The sequence below is a fragment of the Pseudomonas sp. ACN5 genome (assembly GCF_002303975.1).
Lineage (GTDB): Bacteria > Pseudomonadota > Gammaproteobacteria > Pseudomonadales > Pseudomonadaceae > Aquipseudomonas > Aquipseudomonas laurylsulfatiphila.
Genome location: NZ_MRCP01000001.1, coordinates 295,708 through 314,290 on the forward strand (window position 1 = coordinate 295,708; position 18,583 = coordinate 314,290).

An 18,583-nucleotide genomic window follows, 5' to 3' on the forward strand; every position below is an offset into this window, starting at 1 on the left:
GTCAAAAAGGATGGGCAGGGGGTCGCCCCTTGCCAGGCGTGTTTTCAGGGTTTCTGGAGCGTCTGTGCCGTATTTTTTTCGCTCGGTGAAATCCAGTATTGTCGTACCGCTCGGTCATGCGAGCGGTGATCTCCAGCTATCTAGTATTGGGAAGCCACAATGATTGGCATAAAAAGCATTGCCAGCTACGTGCCAGCGAGTGGGCTGGATAACTATGCGCAGGGTGCGAAGTTCGAGAAGGATGAAGAGTTCATCCTCGGGAAAATCGGTTCGGCGTTCCTGCCGCGCAAGGATGCTGATCAGGAAACCTCCGACCTGTGTGTCGAAGCGGCCAATGCGTTGTTCGCCAACAACCCTCAGCTCGACCGTCAATCCATCGACGTGCTGATCGTCGTCACCCAGAACGGCGACGAAGAGGGCCTGCCGCACACCTCGGCCATCGTCCAGGACAAGCTCGGCCTGTCGACCAATGTCGCCGCTTTCGACATCTCCCTGGGTTGCTCCGGTTACGTCTACGGCATCTATGCGATCAAGGGTTTCATGGAAGCTGCCGGGTTGAAGAATGGCCTGCTGATCACCGCAGACCCGTATTCGAAGATCGTCGACCCGGAAGACCGCAACACCACCATGCTGTTCGGCGATGCCGCCACCGCCACCTGGATGGGTGAAGATGCAGTCTGGCAGCTGGGCAAGGCCAAGTTCGGCACCGACGGCTCCGGCGCTCCGCATCTGAAGGTGACCGACGGCGTGTTCTTCATGAACGGACGCCAGGTGTTCAACTTCGCCTTGCTCAAGGTACCGGCGCATTTGCATGAATTGCTCAATCAGTCAGGTCTCACGTCCCAGGACATCGATGCCTTCTGCATTCACCAGGGCAGTGCGGCCATCGTCGACGCAGTGGCGCGCCGCTTTGAAAACGAGCCGGAGAAGTTCATCAAGGACATGGTCGAGACCGGTAACACCGTGTCGTCGAGCATTCCGTTGCTGCTGGAAAAGCACATGTTCGACTCCAGCTGGAAACGTGTAGCGATCAGTGGTTTCGGCGTAGGCCTGTCCTGGGGCTCGGCGCTGATCCATCGCACCTGACGCGCCAGTTTAATAACGCCAAAAAAACGCCCATGGCCGCAAGGTCATGGGCGTTTTTGCATTCTGGGGTGTGCAACTAAGGCCTTGAAACGCAAGGGGTGGCAAGGTGCTAGTAAAAAAAATCAAAAAACCCCTCAAGCAACCTGCTTTCACGACGATAACTATTACGAAGGTTCTCTAGGCCATACCCGGCGGTTGCCAGGGCCGGAAGCCGCAGCACCCAACCAACGAGGAATTCGTCATGTCGTTAACCGTTAATACCAACATCACCTCTCTTTCGGTTCAGAAAAACCTGAACAAGGCTTCCGATGCTCTGGGCACCACGATGGGACGCCTGTCTTCCGGCCTGAAAATCAACAGCGCCAAAGACGACGCAGCCGGCCTGCAGATCTCCAACCGTCTGACCACTCAGATCAAAGGCCTGGGTGTTGCGGTCAAGAACGCTAACGACGGTATCTCCATCGCGCAAACCGCTGAAGGCGCCATGGCGACCTCCGGTAACATCATGCAGCGTATGCGTGAACTGGCCTTGCAATCGGCCAACGGTTCGAACAGCGATGACGACCGTACTTCCATGCAGCAGGAATTCACCGCGCTGTCGGGCGAACTGACCCGTATCGCCAACACCACCACCTTCGGTGGTCGTAACCTGCTGGACGGCTCGTTCTCCGGCAGCACCTTCCAGGTGGGCGCGAACTCCAACGAAAGCATTTCGTTTGGTATGAAAGATGTTAGCTCGACTGCCATGAAGGGTAGCTACAACGAAGCCAGCGTGGCTGGTGGCCTGGCGACCCTGCAAGCAGGCGTAACTGGTGCAGCCGGCAAGTTCGGTACCAACAACGCAGGCAGCACTTCAGCAACTACAGTGGGTATCGCCGGTGCAGGCGTATTCGACAAGCCAACCATTGGTGGCGGTGCTGATAGCCTGGTCCTTAACGTCGGTACTACCACTACCACTATCACCACAGCAGCCACTGACACGCTGACCGATGTTGTCAACAAGATCAATCTGAAAACCGCTGACACTGGCGTAACCGCCAGCATCGACAGCGCCACTGGCGCGCTGAAGCTCGATGGTACTCAGGCCTTCACCATTGACTCCACTACCACTGACGCCTTGAGCACCACGCTGGGTCTTGCAGAAGGTGGTGGTGCGCAGCTGTCCAAAACCGGTACCGCGAACCTGCGCGATGGCACAGTGGCTAACAACGGTACACTGATCCTGGGTTCGACAAGTATTGCTCTGGCAAATACTGACACCCTCTCTAATGTTATTGACAAGGTTAACGCTCAAAGTGGTACCACTGGCGTCAGCGCATCGGTTGATAGCGCTACCGGTCAACTGAAATTGAACTCCGCTGCTGGTTTCCAGGTTGGCGGTACTGCTCTCGCCGATCTGGGTCTGACGGCAGGTAATGTAGCAATCGCACCTCAGACCACTGGCCTGGCTGCAGCTGCCGAGATCGATATCAACGGCACTATTTTCAACTTCGCTGCAGGCGATGACCTGGACGCTGTTGTCGACAACATCAACAACAATGGTGCGGGCGCTGTTGGCTCGGGTACTGCTCTGACCGGCGTTACAGCCAAGAACGACAACGGTCGTCTGGTACTGACTTCGGCCAACAGCAAGGACATCAAGTTGGACAATGGGACTGGCTTGACCGGTCCTGGCGCACTGTCTGCATTGGGTCTGAATGCCGGTACCACCAAGGCTGGCCTGCAGGCTGACACTTCGGTGACCCTGAACGGTGTTGAAGTCAAGTTCAAGAAGGGTGCCGATATGGACAGTATCGCAGCCAGCATCAATGCCGCCAGCACCGGTGTAACTGCCAGCAAAGTAACTACTAACGGCACCAGCAGTCTGTCCCTGTTCGCAGACCAGAACATCACCATCGCCGATGGTAGCGACGGTAGCGGTCTGAAGGCATTGGGTCTGGCTGCTGGCACCACTGCTGCTGTGACAATGGAAAGCACCGTCGCCAACCTGAGCATCCTGGACGGCGCCAGCGCTCAACAGGCCATTCAGGTACTGGACGGTGCCATGCAGGAACTGGACTCCCAGCGCTCGCAACTGGGTGCCGTGCAAAACCGTTTCGACAGCACCGTAGCCAACCTGCAATCGATCTCGGAAAACTCCACCGCGGCCCGTAGCCGTGTGCAGGACGCTGACTTCGCGTCTGAAACCGCTGAGCTGAGCAAGCAACAAACTCTGCAACAGGCGTCCACCGCGATCCTGTCCCAGGCCAACCAACTGTCGTCCTCGGTACTGAAGCTGCTTGGGTAATTCCGGCGCCAGGTGAATGACGGAAGGGCACGGCAACGTGCTCTTCCGTTTTTTTGATTGTGAGGGATCATCACCATGGACATGAGTGTAAAGCTGAGCCTGTCTTATCCTGCGGTTGCTGCTGCCGGCAAGACCCAGGATGTTGCGCCTTCCCTGAGCGTCGAGAAGGACAAAGAACCTCAGCGGCCCGAGCTGGAAAATGCGGTCAAGAATATCCAGGACTTTGTACAGTCCACACGGCGTCAACTGAATTTTTCGATCGATGATTCGACCGGTCTGGTCGTGGTCAAGGTCATTGCCACGGACAGTGGCGAACTGATACGGCAGCTTCCATCGGAAGCGGCGTTGAAGCTGGCGCAGAGTTTGAGTGATGCGAGCAGCCTGTTGTTTGATGACAAGGCTTGAAACTGGCACGGGTTTTGTTGCAGTTGGCGCTTGACGTCTGGTTCGTCAAAAAAGCGGCAACCGCCTAGAAAAGGAGAGAAGCGATGGCGAGTTCAACGGTAAGTGGTATTGGCTCGGGGGTCGATACACAGTCGATCGTCAAAGCTTTGATTGCTGCGGAAAAGGCCCCAAAGCAGACACAGATCACTGCCCAGCAGGCGACGACAACCACGCAAATTTCCGCCGTTGGCAGCATCAAAAACGCGCTGGATACCTACCGTTCTGCCATTGCCAAATTAAACACGGCATCCGCCTTCACTGGGTTGTCGGGTACATCCTCCGATGAAAAGGTCGTCAAGACCACGGTGAATGCCACGGCCTCTGCTGGCAAATATGCGTTGGAAGTGACGCAACTGGCGACGTCCTCCAAGGTCTCATCAGATATTTTCTTGGGGGGGGCATCAGCGACCGTCAACAGCAGCTCCGAATCACAAACGCTGAAAATTTCTCAGTCGGGCACTGATTACAACGTCAGCATTGCTGCCGGGGCGACCCTGCAACAGACGCGGGACGCCATCAACACCCAGCTCAACTCCAAGGGCTTGAGCGCCAACATCATCACCGATGCCAAGGGCGCGCGCATGGTGATCAGTTCTTCGACCACCGGTGCCGGGACCGACATTACGTTGGGTGGTGATTCCGCACTCGCGGTCAATGCTACGGCGGGTCCTGCTGCGCAAAACGCTAAATACACCATCGACGACATCGCGCTGGAGTCGACCAGTAATACCGTTACATCGGCGATCAGTGGAGTCAATTTCGAATTGCTTACCGCGGGCAAGTCGACGATCACGGTTGGCGCCAATACCGATACCCTAAAGACCTCGGTACAGTCATTTGTCACTGCGTATAACGCCCTGATCACGGCTATCACTAGTCAAACAAAGGTGAGTGGGGTAGGGGATGCCACCAAAGGGGCTGCGCTGACAGGGGATGCCTCCATGCGTTCACTGATCACGTCGGTACGTAACGAGCTGGTGAAAAGTACCGGCTCCGGCAGTATGACCATGCTCTCGCAAATGGGCATCAATACCGTACAAACCACCGGTCTGCTCGAACTGGACAGTGCCAAGTGGGACAAGGCAGTTGCAAAAAACGCGGGAGAAATCGCCAAGGTCTTCACGGGCGATGATGGCTTGATCAAACGTATGACCAAGGCAACTGATGCCTATGCGGGGACGGCAGGTATCCTGGCCTCGCGAACCACCAGTCTGAACGATAAATTGACCGACTTGACCGATCAGCAGGAAGCGCTTGATCGGCGTATCGAATCGCTCACCACCACCCTTTCTGCCAAATACAACGCCATGGACACCCTGGTTGCCCAGCTCAACGCCACCAGTTCCAGCGTCATGACCACGCTCAATGCCATGAACAACCGCAAAGATGATTAATATTCAGGGCGTAGCCTGGTCGCGAGGTGCTCGGGGTTTGTCGGGATTAGGCGTTCGGGGTCTAAAGTTTTCTGTGACGGCGTCGACATAACAGCTAGGTGTCGATTCCAATTACTGTTTGAGCGTTGAATGAGGTAGAACCATGAATCCGATGAAAGCCCTTCGCCAGTATCAGAAGGTCAACTCCCATGCGCAGATTTCCGAGGCGAGTCCCCATCGTCTGGTGCAAATGCTGATGGAAGGCGGTCTCGATCGTATGGCCCAGGCCAAGGGTGCTCTGGGGCGTGGCGACATTGCGCAAAAGGGCCTGATGATCGGCAAGGCTGTCGACATCATCGGCGGGCTGCGCGAGGGCATCGATGCCGAAAGGGCCAAGGAAGATGAGTCCCTGCAGCAGCTTGATAGTCTCTACGCCTATATGATTCAGCGTTTGACCAACGCCAATGTGAAGAATGACCCGCAGATCATCGATGAAGTGATGGGGCTTTTGGTTACCGTCAAAAGCGGTTGGGATGCGATTGCCGATCAACAAGCCGTCTAGTTTTAGGATGACGCCATGAGTCAAGCACTGCAACGGATTGAACAAACCCGCGAAGCGCTCATTGATGCACTGGCGGAGCGTAACTGGGGGGCGATCGGTGAACTGGACGCGACCTGCCGCGAATGCGTCGACGAGGTGCTCAGTGAAGCGCCGATCGACGAAGACGCGGTGCGCAGCAATCTGGAAGGGTTGTTGGCGGTGTACAAAGATTTATTGACGGCAACGATGGGCGAGCGTCAGGCAATAGTCGATGAGATGTCGCAGATGAACCAAGCACAAAAGGCATCAAAGGTTTACCATCTGTTTGGATAATTAACCCCAAGTTAATCCAGACATGTGCGCCATAAATTTGACTGTGCACGGTTTTTTGACTTAACTAGTGGCTGGTTCCAGAATTCAGTCGTCTTCAGGCGTATCAGGCCTGCAAGCGTTTAGCTTGCCCCAGCATTTTGGGCATTGAGTTGACTAGGGAAGTTGCTATTGCATGTGGCGTGAAACCAAAATTCTGCTGATTGATGACGATAGCGTCCGCCGCCGCGACCTGGCGGTGATTTTAAATTTTCTCGGCGAAGAAAATTTACCCTGCGGTAGCCATGACTGGCAGCAGGCTGTCGGCTCTTTGTCGTCAAGTCGTGAAGTAATCTGTGTCCTGATCGGGACGGTCAATGCTCCTGGTGCACTTCTGGGCTTGCTAAAGACACTCTCGACCTGGGATGAGTTCCTTCCGGTTTTGTTAATGGGCGATAATTCTTCCATTGACCTGCCGGAAGACCAGCGTCGCCGGGTGCTTTCGACCCTCGAAATGCCGCCCAGCTACAGCAAGCTGCTCGACTCGCTGCACCGTGCCCAGGTCTATCGCGAGATGTACGACCAGGCCCGCGAGCGCGGTCGTCATCGCGAACCCAACCTTTTCCGCAGTCTTGTCGGCACCAGCCGGGCGATCCAGCACGTCCGCCAGATGATGCAGCAAGTCGCCGATACCGATGCCAGCGTGCTGATCCTCGGTGAGTCCGGCACCGGCAAGGAAGTGGTTGCGCGCAACCTGCATTACCATTCCAAGCGCCGCGAAGCGCCGTTCGTGCCGGTCAACTGCGGGGCGATCCCGGCCGAGTTGCTGGAAAGCGAATTGTTCGGTCATGAGAAGGGCGCCTTCACCGGGGCAATCACCAGCCGTGCCGGTCGATTCGAGCTGGCCAATGGCGGCACCCTGTTCCTCGATGAAATCGGTGACATGCCGCTGCCGATGCAGGTCAAGCTGCTGCGCGTATTGCAGGAGCGCACCTTCGAGCGCGTGGGTAGCAACAAGACCCAGAGCGTCGACGTGCGCATCATTGCCGCGACCCACAAGAATCTCGAAAGCATGATCGAGATTGGCACCTTCCGCGAAGACCTGTACTACCGCCTGAATGTGTTCCCGATCGAGATGGCGCCGCTGCGAGAGCGCGTCGAGGACATTCCGCTGCTGATGAACGAGCTGATCTCGCGCATGGAGCACGAGAAGCGCGGTTCGATCCGTTTCAACTCGGCGGCGATCATGTCGCTGTGCCGGCATGGCTGGCCGGGCAACGTCCGCGAACTGGCCAACCTGGTGGAGCGCATGGCGATCATGCATCCCTATGGCGTGATCGGTGTGGTCGAGTTGCCGAAGAAATTCCGCTACGTCGACGATGAAGACGAGCAAATGGTCGACAGCCTGCGCACCGATCTGGAAGAGCGCGTGGCCATCAATGGCCATACCCAGGACTTCACGGCCAGCGCCATGTTGCCGCCGGAGGGCCTGGACCTGAAGGACTACCTCGGTGGACTGGAGCAAGGGTTGATTCAGCAGGCGCTGGATGATGCCAACGGCATCGTGGCCCGCGCGGCCGAGCGTCTGCGTATTCGTCGTACCACGCTGGTGGAAAAGATGCGCAAGTACGGCATGAGTCGTCGTGATGGAGACGAACAGGCGGATGATTGACGCCTGTTTTTCAACCCATTCATTTATAAGAAGTTTTTTTTAGGCATGGGTATTGCTTTGTCCCTCGCAACGTTCCGTTTCACTGACGGTCAGCCAAGCGAGAGAGCACAATGCCCCTATCCGCCCAGATATCTCCTGCCTCAGATGCTTTTGGGGATGCTCCGCGGCAACCGTCGTCCGTAGAGCAGGCGAGCCGTCCGGGCCTTGAGCAGGCATTCGCGCTGTTCAATCAGATGTCCAGTCAGTTGACCGATTCCTACAGCATGCTTGAAGCCCGGGTCACCGAGCTCAAGGGTGAGCTGGCGGTGGTCAGCGCTCAGCGCATGCAGGAGCTGGCGGAAAAAGAACGCCTGGCCAACCGTCTGCAAAATCTCCTTGATCTGTTACCTGGCGGTGTCATCGTCATCGACGCCCAAGGCATCGTGCGCGAAGCCAATCCGGCGGCGTGCGAGTTGCTGGGCCTGCCGCTGGAAGGTGAATTGTGGCGCCACGTCATTGCCCGCTGTTTTGCGCCGCGCGAAGACGATGGCCATGAGGTCTCCCTCAAGGATGGCCGGCGTCTGTCGATCGCCACGCGCTCGCTGGACGCCGAGCCAGGCCAGTTGGTGTTGCTCAATGACCTGACTGAAACCCGCCATCTGCAGGATCAATTGGCTCGGCATGAGCGTCTGTCGTCGTTGGGGCGCATGGTCGCTTCCCTGGCTCATCAGATACGCACGCCGCTGTCCGCCGCGTTGCTGTACGCCAGTCATTTGACCGAGCAAGCGTTGCCGGTCGCTACCCAGCAGCGCTTTGCCGGGCGTCTCAAGGAGCGCCTGCACGAGCTCGAGCATCAGGTGCGCGACATGCTGGTGTTTGCTCGTGGCGAGTTGCCGCTGACCGACCGCGTAACCCCTGGCCAACTGATGCAATCGCTGCAGGCGGCCGCACTGACCCACGTGCAGGATCTGCCGATCCGCTGGCAGTGCGACAGTCATTCGGGGGAGTTGCTGTGCAATCGCGACACCCTGGTCGGCGCGATCCTCAACCTGATCGAAAACGCCATTCAGGCCGGTGCCGGTCAATTGCGCCTGAAGATTCACCTCTACACCCGCGGCAACACCCTGCGCCTGTGTGTCAGTGACAGCGGCTCAGGTATCGATGCCGCGGTTCTGGCGCGATTGGGCGAACCTTTTTTTACCACCAAAACCACCGGAACAGGTCTTGGCCTGACCGTGGTCAAGGCAGTGGCCCGTGCGCATCAGGGAGAATTGCAGCTGCGTTCGCGGCTCGGTCGCGGCACTTGCGCGCAGGTGATCCTGCCGCTGTTCAGCAACGCTCAGGGAGCGGAGTGACAGAGATGGGCATCAAGGTTCTGTTGGTCGAGGACGACCGCGCGTTGCGCGAGGCACTGGCTGATACGCTGTTGCTCGCGGGGCACGATTACAAGGCGGTGGGTTCGGCGCAAGAGGCACTGGCGGTTGTCGGCGGCGAGGCCTTCAGCCTGGTGATCAGCGACGTCAACATGCCAGGCATGGACGGCCACCAGTTGCTGGGCCTGCTGCGAGCGCGGCAGCCGCAGTTGCCGGTGTTGCTGATGACCGCTCACGGTGCGGTCGAGCGTGCGGTCGATGCGATGCGCCAGGGGGCGGCGGACTACCTGGTCAAGCCATTCGAACCCAAGGCGTTGCTTGATCTGGTGGCGCGCCATGCCCTGGGCAGTCTTGGCCTGGCCGAAGGAGAGGGACCGGTAGCGTTCGAGCCGGCCAGCGCGCAGTTGCTCGAGCTGGCGGCGCGGGTTGCGCGCAGTGATTCCACGGTGTTGATCTCGGGGGAGTCGGGCACGGGCAAGGAGGTGCTGGCGCGTTACATCCATCAGCATTCTCATCGGGCCAGTCAGCCGTTCATTGCGATCAACTGCGCCGCGATTCCGGACAACATGCTCGAAGCGACGTTGTTCGGTCACGAGAAGGGTTCCTTTACCGGCGCCATTGCGGCGCAAGCCGGCAAGTTCGAGCAGGCCGACGGCGGCACTCTTCTGCTCGACGAAATTTCCGAAATGCCCCTGGGGCTCCAGGCCAAATTGTTGCGCGTGCTGCAGGAGCGCGAGGTCGAGAGGGTGGGGGCGCGTAAACCGATCGCGCTGGATATTCGCGTGGTGGCGACCACCAACCGCGACCTGGCGGGTGAAGTGGCGGCGGGGCGCTTTCGCGAAGACCTCTATTATCGCCTGTCGGTGTTTCCGCTGGCCTGGCGTCCGCTGCGCGAGCGCACCGCTGACATTCTGCCGTTGGCCGAGCGTCTGTTGGCCAGGCACGTCAATAAGATGAAGCATTCGGCTGCCAGGTTGTCACCCGAGGCTCAGGCGTGCCTGATCGGTTATCCGTGGCCAGGTAACGTGCGTGAGCTGGACAACGCGATTCAGCGCGCGCTGATATTGCAGCAGGGCGGTCTGATCCAGCCGCAGGACTTCTGCCTGGCCGGGCCGGTGGCCTGCGCTCCGTTGCCTGTGTCGATTGCGGCGCCGGTGCGGTCAGTCGAGGTCGAGTCCGAGTCGGCCGGTGCGCTGGGGGATGACCTGCGTCGCCGTGAGTTCCAGATGATCATCGATACCCTGCGCGCCGAACGCGGTCGGCGCAAAGAGGCGGCCGAGCGCCTGGGGATCAGCCCGCGCACCCTGCGCTACAAGCTGGCGCAGATGCGCGATGCCGGCATGGATGTGGAAGCGTATCTGTTCGCCACCTGACCGCTGGCCTGCGCCTTGGCCCTGTAGGAGCGAGCTTGCTCGCGAAGGTCGTTAACGATAACGCGGGGCTTCAGGATAAACACGTCGTTCTTGGGTCCATCGCGAGCGAGCTCGCTCCTACAGAAGATCGCGAGCTGATGAAGGCGTTTTGTTCGGCGTGGCCATGGAGCTGGCACCCTTGTTGCTAACACTCACTACCCGCCGAGTGAGCGTCAAAAAATTGCGGGTCGTCAAAGAGAGAGACCATGAGCCAAGGTATTGAATTCAATCGGTTGATGCTGGATATGCGCGCCATGCAAATGGATGCCATGTCTGCGCCGAAAGCGACTGCCGTCCCTGAAGTGTCGGGCAGCAGCTTTTCCGACATGCTCGGCCAGGCCGTCAATAAAGTGAACGACACCCAGCAGGCTTCCACTCAGTTGGCCAGCGCTTTCGAAATCGGCAAAAGCGGCGTCGACCTGACAGACGTGATGATTTCCTCGCAGAAGGCCAGTGTGTCATTCCAGGCGTTGACCCAGGTGCGCAACAAGCTGGTTCAGGCCTACCAAGACATCATGCAGATGCCGGTTTAAAGGACGAGATTGAGTCATGGCAGAAGCAGTCGCCGATAACGTTCCGGCCAAGGCCACTCCAATAGACGGCAAACCGCCGCTGTTCGGGTTGTCCTTCCTGGAAAACCTCTCCGAGATGACCATGTTGCGTCAGGTGGGCCTGTTGGTCGGTCTGGCGGCGAGCGTGGCGATTGGTTTTGCCGTGGTGTTGTGGTCTCAACAGCCGGACTACCGGCCTCTGTACGGCAGCCTTGCCGGCATGGACGCCAAGCAGGTCATGGATACCCTGGCCTCTGCCGATATTCCGTACACCGTCGAACCCAATTCCGGTGCCTTGCTGGTCAAGGCCGAGGACCTGTCCCGTGCGCGGCTCAAACTCGCGGGCGCTGGTGTCACTCCCAGCGACGGCAACATCGGTTTTGAAATCCTCGACAAGGAACAGGGGCTGGGCACCAGCCAGTTCATGGAAGCGACCCGCTATCGTCGCGGCCTCGAAGGCGAACTGGCCCGCACCATTTCCAGCCTGAACAACGTCAAGGGTGCCCGCGTGCACCTGGCGATCCCGAAGAGTTCGGTGTTCGTGCGCGACGAGCGCAAGCCGAGCGCTTCGGTGCTGGTTGAACTCTATTCCGGTCGCTCCCTCGAGCCAGGCCAGGTCGTGGCGATCATCAACCTGGTGGCGACCAGCGTTCCCGAACTCAGCAAGTCGCAGATTACCGTCGTCGACCAGAAGGGCAACCTGCTCTCGGATCAGGCGGAGAACTCCGAGCTGACCATGGCCGGCAAGCAGTTCGACTACAGCCGTCGCATGGAAAGCATGCTCACCCAGCGCGTGCACAACATCCTGCAGCCGGTGCTGGGCAACGATCGCTATAAAGCCGAAGTGTCCGCCGACGTGGACTTCAGTGCGGTCGAGTCGACTTCAGAGCAGTTCAACCCGGATCAACCGGCGTTGCGCAGCGAGCAGTCGGTCAACGAACAACGTACCGCCAGCAATGGTCCGCAGGGCGTGCCGGGTGCCTTGAGCAACCAGCCGCCATCGCCGGCCTCCGCGCCGCAAACCACAGGCGGCACGCCGGGTGCAGCTGGCATGGTGCAGCCAGGCCAGCCACTGGTTGATGCCAATGGCCAGCAAATCATGGATCCGGCGACCGGCCAGCCGATGCTCGCCCCGTACCCGGCGGACAAGCGTCAGCAATCGACCAGGAACTTCGAACTCGACCGTTCCATCAGCCACACCAAACAGCAGCAGGGCCGGTTGAATCGCCTGTCGGTGTCGGTGGTGGTCGATGATCAGGTCAAGACCAATCCGGCCAACGGCGAAACCACCCGTGCGCCCTGGACCGCCGATGAATTGGCGCGCTTCACCCGTCTGGTGCAGGACGCCGTCGGTTTCGACGCCAGTCGTGGCGACAGTGTCAGCGTGATCAACATGCCGTTCTCCGCCGAGCGCGGTGAGGTGATTGCCGATATTCCGTTCTACTCCCAGCCGTGGTTCTGGGACATCGTCAAGCAAGTGCTGGGTGTGCTGTTCATTCTGGTGCTGGTGTTCGGTGTCCTGCGTCCGGTGCTCAACAACATCACCGGTGGCGGCACAGGCAAGCAACTGGCCGGTATCGGCAGTGATATTGAGTTGGGCGGCATGGGTGGTCTGGATGGCGAGTTGGCCAACGACCGCATCAGCCTTGGCGGCCCGCAAAGCATTCTGCTACCGAGCCCGAGCGAAGGCTATGACGCTCAGTTGAACGCAATCAAGAGTCTGGTGGCAGAAGACCCGGGTCGTGTGGCCCAGGTCGTGAAAGAGTGGATTAACGCAGATGAGTGATAACCGAGCCGTTGCCGCCAAACTGTCCAAGGTCGACAAAGCCGCGATCCTGTTGCTGTCCCTGGGCTCCACCGACGCGGCCCAGGTGCTGCGCCACATGGGCCCCAAAGAGGTTCAGCGCGTGGGCATGGCCATGGCCCAGATGGGTAATGTGCACCGCGAGCAGGTCGAGCAGGTGATGAGCGAGTTCGTCGATATCGTCGGCGACCAGACCAGCCTGGGCGTCGGTTCCGACGACTATGTGCGCAAAATGCTCACCCAGGCCCTGGGCGAAGACAAGGCCAACGGCCTGATCGACCGCATCCTGCTCGGTGGCAACACCAGTGGCCTCGACAGCCTGAAGTGGATGGAGCCGCGCGCCGTCGCCGACGTGATCCGTTATGAGCACCCGCAGATCCAGGCGATCGTGGTGGCCTACCTCGATCCGGACCAGGCCGGCGAAGTGCTCGGCAACTTCGACCACAAGGTGCGACTGGACATCATCCTGCGCGTGTCCTCGCTGAACACCGTGCAACCGGCGGCCCTGAAAGAACTCAACCAGATTCTCGAGAAGCAGTTCTCCGGCAACTCGAATGCCTCGCGCACCACCCTGGGTGGCATCAAGCGCGCGGCGGACATCATGAACTTCCTCGACAGCTCGATCGAAGGTCAGCTCATGGATTCGATCCGCGAAGTCGACGAAGACCTGTCCGGTCAGATCGAAGACCTCATGTTCGTGTTCAACAATCTGGCCGATGTCGACGACCGCGGCATCCAGGCGCTGCTGCGCGAGGTGTCCTCCGATGTGCTGGTGCTGGCCCTCAAGGGGTCGGACGAAGGGGTCAAGGAGAAGATCTTCAAGAACATGTCCAAACGTGCCGCCGAACTGTTGCGCGACGACCTGGAAGCCAAGGGCCCGGTGCGCGTCAGCGACGTGGAAACCGCGCAGAAGGAAATCCTCACCATCGCCCGCCGTATGGCCGAAGCCGGAGAAATCGTTCTCGGCGGCAAGGGCGGCGAGGAAATGATCTAACACCATGGTCAAGAATGATGATGCACCCACTGACCTGATCCGGGCCAGGGATGTCAGTGGCTTCGATACCTGGGCGTTGCCCAGTTTCGACCCACCGCAACCCGAGCCGGAACCTGAGCCTGAACCCGAGCCGCCGGAAATGGAGGAAGTGCCGCTGGAGGAAGTCCAGCCACTGACCCTCGAAGAACTCGAAAGCATTCGCCAGGAAGCCTACAACGAAGGTTTCGCGGTGGGTGAGAAGGAAGGTTTCCACAGCACCACGCTCAAGGTCCGCCAGGAGGCCGAAGTGGCCCTGACCGCCAAGATCAGGGCGCTGGAGCAATTGATGACGCATCTGTTCGAGCCCATCGCCGAACAGGACACCCAGATCGAAAAGTCCCTGGTCGACCTTGTGCAGCACATCACCAGACAGGTGATCCAGCGCGAACTGGCCATCGACTCGACACAGATCGAACACGTCATGCGCGAAGCGCTCAAGCTCCTGCCGCTGGGCGTGGGCAATGTGCGGCTGTACATCAATCCGCAGGATTTCGAACAGGTCAAAGCCCTGCGCGAACGCCATGAAGAAACCTGGCGCATCGTCGAAGACGAGTCGTTGTTGCCCGGCGGCTGCCGGGTCGAAACAGAGCACAGTCGCATCGACGCCACGGTGGAAACCCGCGTCGCGCGGGTGATGGACAAGCTGTTCGACCAGTTGCACGAGCAGGCCCTGCACCCGGCCGCGCCAGACCTGAGCCTGGAACTGCCGGTCGACAGCAAGCCTGCTGCCGCGCCAGAGCCGGATGCACCTGATGCGCCTTGAACGCACCAGCTTCGCCAAACGCCTGGGCAGCTACGCCGAGGCCACGGGACTGGAGGGCGCACCGATCCTCGAAGGCCGTCTGCTGCGCATGGTCGGCCTGACCCTCGAAGCCGAAGGCCTGCGCGCCGCCATGGGCAGCCGCTGCATGGTCATCAATGACGACAGCTATCACCCGGTGCAGGTGGAAGCCGAGGTCATGGGCTTCTCTGGCAGCAAAGTCTTTCTGATGCCGGTCGGCAGTGTCGCCGGCATCGCACCCGGCGCCCGAGTGGTGCCGTTGGCGGACAACGGTCGCCTGCCCATGGGCATGAGCATGCTCGGAAGGGTGCTCGACGGTGCCGGTCGCGCACTGGACGGCAAGGGCGGGATGAAGGCCGAAGACTGGGTGCCGATGGACGGCCCGACCATCAACCCGCTCAAGCGCGAGCCCATCAGTGAACCGCTGGACGTGGGCATCCGTTGCATCAACGGCATGTTGACGGTCGGCCGCGGCCAGCGGCTCGGCCTGTTCGCCGGTACCGGTGTCGGTAAATCGGTGTTGCTGGGGATGATGACGCGCTTTACCGAGGCCGACATTATCGTCGTCGGTCTGATCGGTGAGCGGGGTCGTGAGGTCAAGGAATTCATCGAGCACATCCTCGGTGAAGAAGGACTCAAGCGTTCAGTGGTCGTGGCGTCCCCGGCGGACGATGCGCCGCTGATGCGATTGCGCGCCGCCATGTACTGCACGCGTATCGCCGAATATTTCCGCGACAAGGGCAAGAATGTCCTGTTGCTGATGGATTCCCTGACCCGTTTTGCCCAGGCCCAGCGGGAAATCGCCCTGGCCATCGGCGAGCCACCGGCGACCAAGGGCTATCCGCCATCGGTGTTCGCCAAATTGCCGAAACTGGTGGAACGGGCCGGTAACGCAGAAAAGGGCGGCGGTTCGATCACCGCGTTCTACACCGTGCTGTCCGAAGGCGACGACCAGCAGGACCCGATTGCCGACTCGGCACGGGGTGTGCTCGACGGGCACATCGTGCTGTCCCGGCGCCTGGCCGAGGAGGGGCATTACCCGGCCATCGATATCGAAGCGTCCATCAGCCGGGTCATGCCGGCGGTGGTGTCGTCGGAGCACATGGCTCGTGCGCAATATTTCAAGCAGTTGTGGTCGCGTTATCAACAGAGTCGCGACCTGATCAGCGTCGGCGCCTATGTCGCCGGCGGCGATCGCGAGACCGACCTGGCGATTTCCCTGCAACCGCAATTGGTCAAATACCTGCGGCAGGGCCTCAACGACAGCATCAGCCTGGGTGAAAGCGAAGCGTATCTCGCCTCGATCTTCGCGCCCGCGGCGGGCGGGTAAGCGGTCATGGCCCAGAGTCGGGCAGGCAGGCTGGCGCCGGTGGTGGAAATGGCCGAAAAGGCCGAGAAAACCGCGGTCCAGCGCCTGGGGCACTTTCAAGGGCAGGTTCGTCTGGCGCAAAGCAAGCTCGCCGACCTCGAAGCCTTCCGCCTCGACTATCAGGAACAATGGATCGTGCGTGGCAGTGGCGGCGTCTCGGGCCAATGGCTGCTGGGTTATCAGGGCTTCCTGGCGCAGCTGGGCACGGCCATCGACCAGCAGCGGCAAAGCCTGGCCTGGCATCAGAACAACCTGAACAAGGCCCGGGAAACCTGGCAGCAGGCATTTGCCCGGGTCGAAGGCCTGCGCAAGCTGGTTCAGCGCTATGCCGATGAGGCACGGGCGCTCGAAGACCGGCGCGAACAGAAATTGCTGGATGAACTGTCCCAGCGCTTGCCGCGGCAGGATCAGTATTGAATCGGGTGGACCGCGTTATCGTTCATCGCGGGCAAGCCACGCTCCCACAGGATCTTCGCTATTTCCAGCCTTGCCCCAACCTCTACCAGCTGCTAAACCTTGTACGAGCAGGTTTACAAATGACAAGGAAGCCATGACATGCCAGTTGTTACAGAAGTCTCACCCGATGGGCGAAAGCTGACGATCTCGGTCAAGGGGCGTTTCGATTTCGCCAAGCATCAGGAGTTTCGTCAGTCCTACGAAGATAAACAGCTATCGGCGGTTGTGGTCGACCTGAAGGACGCCACTTACCTCGACAGCTCGGCCCTGGGCATGCTGCTTTTGCTGCGCGATCACGCCGGTGGCGACGACTCCGATGTGCGCGTGGTCAACAGCAATACCGACGTGCGCAAAATCCTCGCCATCTCCAACTTCGACAAACTGTTCGACATCAGTTGATTGCCATGCAGCCACTGGAGCCGCTGACGATCCTGATTGCCGAGGACAGCGCTGCCGATCGCCTGCTGTTGGCGAGCATCCTGCGCCGCCAGGGGCACGACGTGCTGACGGCGGCCAACGGCGCCGAAGCGGTCGACGCGTTTCGCCAGCAACATCCGCACCTGGTGTTGATGGATGCGATGATGCCGGTCATGGACGGCTTCGAGGCGGCCCGGCAAATCAAGGCCCTGGCCGGGGAAACCCTGGTGCCGATCATCTTCCTCACGTCCTTGTCCGAAAGCGAGGCACTGGCCCGTTGTCTGGAGGTCGGCGGTGACGACTTTCTGGCGAAACCCTATAACCAGGTGATTCTCGCGGCCAAGATCAAGGCGATGGATCGCTTGCGGCGCTTGCAGGACACCGTTCTGCAGCAGCGTGACCAGATCGCCCGGCACCACGACTACCTGCTCAACGAGCAGCGCGTGGCCAAGGCGGTTTTCGACAAGGTGGCGCACGCGGGCTGCCTGAACGCCGCGCCGAATATCCGTTATCTGCAATCACCCTATGCGCTGTTCAACGGCGACCTGTTGCTGGCCGCGTTCACCCCGGCCGGCGACATGCACATATTGCTGGGAGACTTCACCGGCCACGGTCTGCCGGCGGCCGTGGGCGCCATGCCCCTGGCCGAAGTCTTCTACGGGATGACCGCCAAGGGCTATGGCCTGGCGGAAACCCTGCGTGAAATGAATGCCAAGCTCAAGCGCATCCTGCCGGTGGACATGTTCTGCTGTGCCACGATGCTGTGCCTGAGTTTTCAGCGTCGTGCGGTGGAGGTCTGGAACGGTGGAATGCCCGACGGTTACCTGCATCGCATTACCAGTGGCGAGCGCACCCCTCTGCCGGCGCGGCACCTGCCTTTGGGGGTGCTGAGCCCGGAATCCTTCGATGAGCGCACCGAAGTGTTTCCCATGGCGCTCGGGGATCGGGTGTTCCTCCTGTCCGATGGGGTGATCGACACCTGCGGCGCCAATGAACAGTTGTTTGGCGTGCAGCGATTGCAGCAGGTGTTCGCCGCCAATCGTCAGCCGGATGCGCTGTTCGAAGAGATCGAGCAGGCGCTGCGCGATTTCGGTGGTCAAGCGCGCGACGATGTCAGCATGGTCGAAATCAGCCTGCTGGAGCCGGAGCAGGTCACGCCACCGGCATTGGTCTACTCCGACAGCGGCCAGTCGTGTCCGCTGGACTGGTCGGTGAGCTTCGAGTTCCGCGCCGCCACGCTCAAGCGATACAACCCCTTGCCCTATCTGTTGCAGTTGCTGCTTGAGGTGCATGGCCTTCGGGCTCAGAGCGGTGCGCTTTACAGTGTGTTGGCGGAGCTCTATTCCAATGCGCTGGAGCATGGCGTGCTGGGGCTGGATTCGAGCCTCAAGCGCAATGCATCGGGTTTTGCGCGATATTATCAAGAGCGCAATGCCCGGCTCGGCGAGCTGCAGGAAGGCTATGTGCGGGTCCATTTGCAGGTGGCGCCGACAGACGATGGCGGTTGCCTGACGATTCAGGTCGAAGACAGTGGCGAGGGGTTCGATGTCGAGCGGGTGATGGAAAGGCCTTTGGACGCCATCCGCCTGTCGGGACGCGGGATCAACCTGATCCGCCAGTTGGGGCGTAATGCCTGCTGGACCGACAATGGTCGAAGTGCACGCGTGGAGTTTATCTGGGAGGCTCTGGCATAATC

At 59.9% G+C, this 18,583-nt stretch carries 17 protein-coding genes; all 17 read left to right on the forward strand.

What is annotated here, in order from left to right; genetic code table 11:
• The first annotated feature begins 159 nt into the window (after positions 1-159).
• On the forward strand, positions 160-1,086 hold the full coding sequence (locus tag BSF40_RS01420; protein WP_095963837.1) for a ketoacyl-ACP synthase III: 927 nt from the start codon (positions 160-162) through the stop codon (positions 1,084-1,086).
• Between the two features lie 241 nt (positions 1,087-1,327).
• On the forward strand, positions 1,328-3,373 hold the full coding sequence (locus tag BSF40_RS01425) for a flagellin hook IN motif-containing protein (RefSeq protein ID WP_095963838.1): 2,046 nt from the start codon (positions 1,328-1,330) through the stop codon (positions 3,371-3,373).
• Positions 3,374-3,448: 75 nt separating this feature from the next.
• Positions 3,449-3,778 carry a flagellar protein FlaG gene (locus BSF40_RS01430; RefSeq protein WP_095963839.1) on the forward strand — a complete coding sequence of 110 codons (330 nt, stop codon included), beginning with the start codon at positions 3,449-3,451 and terminating at the stop codon, positions 3,776-3,778.
• Positions 3,779-3,861: 83 nt separating this feature from the next.
• A complete protein-coding gene (gene fliD / locus BSF40_RS01435) occupies positions 3,862-5,211 on the forward strand; it encodes a flagellar filament capping protein FliD (protein WP_095963840.1) in 1,350 nt (449 codons plus the stop codon).
• A 142-nt stretch (positions 5,212-5,353) separates the two neighbouring features.
• A complete protein-coding gene (gene fliS / locus BSF40_RS01440) occupies positions 5,354-5,752 on the forward strand; it encodes a flagellar export chaperone FliS (RefSeq protein ID WP_095963841.1) in 399 nt (132 codons plus the stop codon).
• 15 nt (positions 5,753-5,767) lie between these two features.
• Positions 5,768-6,064 (forward strand): flagellar protein FliT, encoded by a 297-nt coding sequence (gene fliT, locus BSF40_RS01445; protein WP_095963842.1) that lies wholly within the window; start codon positions 5,768-5,770, stop codon positions 6,062-6,064.
• A 172-nt stretch (positions 6,065-6,236) separates the two neighbouring features.
• The gene (locus tag BSF40_RS01450) at positions 6,237-7,712 is read left to right on the forward strand and encodes a sigma-54 dependent transcriptional regulator (protein ID WP_095963843.1); all 1,476 of its coding nucleotides are present in this window, start codon (positions 6,237-6,239) and stop codon (positions 7,710-7,712) included.
• 128 nt (positions 7,713-7,840) lie between these two features.
• Positions 7,841-9,046, forward strand: coding sequence for a PAS domain-containing sensor histidine kinase (locus BSF40_RS01455; RefSeq protein ID WP_371918056.1), 1,206 nt, complete (start codon positions 7,841-7,843; stop codon positions 9,044-9,046).
• 5 nt (positions 9,047-9,051) lie between these two features.
• Entirely contained in the window at positions 9,052-10,437 is a 1,386-nt protein-coding gene (gene fleR / locus BSF40_RS01460) for a sigma-54-dependent response regulator transcription factor FleR (protein WP_095963845.1), read from the forward strand.
• 245 nt (positions 10,438-10,682) lie between these two features.
• The gene (fliE, locus tag BSF40_RS01465) at positions 10,683-11,009 is read left to right on the forward strand and encodes a flagellar hook-basal body complex protein FliE (RefSeq protein ID WP_007975335.1); all 327 of its coding nucleotides are present in this window, start codon (positions 10,683-10,685) and stop codon (positions 11,007-11,009) included.
• Between the two features lie 16 nt (positions 11,010-11,025).
• A complete protein-coding gene (gene fliF, locus BSF40_RS01470) occupies positions 11,026-12,813 on the forward strand; it encodes a flagellar basal-body MS-ring/collar protein FliF (protein ID WP_095963846.1) in 1,788 nt (595 codons plus the stop codon).
• Positions 12,806-13,825, forward strand: coding sequence for a flagellar motor switch protein FliG (fliG, locus tag BSF40_RS01475; protein WP_095963847.1), 1,020 nt, complete (start codon positions 12,806-12,808; stop codon positions 13,823-13,825). Before fliF ends, fliG begins: the two co-directional genes overlap by 8 nt.
• A 4-nt stretch (positions 13,826-13,829) precedes the next feature.
• Positions 13,830-14,627, forward strand: coding sequence for a flagellar assembly protein FliH (gene fliH, locus BSF40_RS01480; protein WP_095963848.1), 798 nt, complete (start codon positions 13,830-13,832; stop codon positions 14,625-14,627).
• Complete coding sequence (gene fliI / locus BSF40_RS01485) at positions 14,617-15,975, forward strand: flagellar protein export ATPase FliI (RefSeq protein WP_095963849.1); 1,359 nt, start codon at positions 14,617-14,619, stop codon at positions 15,973-15,975. The genes fliH and fliI overlap by 11 nt, the downstream gene beginning before the upstream one ends.
• Positions 15,976-15,981: 6 nt before the next feature.
• Positions 15,982-16,431: a flagellar export protein FliJ gene (gene fliJ / locus BSF40_RS01490; RefSeq protein ID WP_015096248.1), complete on the forward strand. Its 450-nt coding sequence runs from the start codon at positions 15,982-15,984 to the stop codon at positions 16,429-16,431.
• 138 nt (positions 16,432-16,569) lie between these two features.
• Positions 16,570-16,869, forward strand: coding sequence for an STAS domain-containing protein (locus BSF40_RS01495; RefSeq protein ID WP_095963850.1), 300 nt, complete (start codon positions 16,570-16,572; stop codon positions 16,867-16,869).
• A 5-nt stretch (positions 16,870-16,874) separates the two neighbouring features.
• Positions 16,875-18,581 carry a fused response regulator/phosphatase gene (locus BSF40_RS01500; RefSeq protein WP_095963851.1) on the forward strand — a complete coding sequence of 569 codons (1,707 nt, stop codon included), beginning with the start codon at positions 16,875-16,877 and terminating at the stop codon, positions 18,579-18,581.
• Positions 18,582-18,583 lie beyond the last annotated feature (2 nt).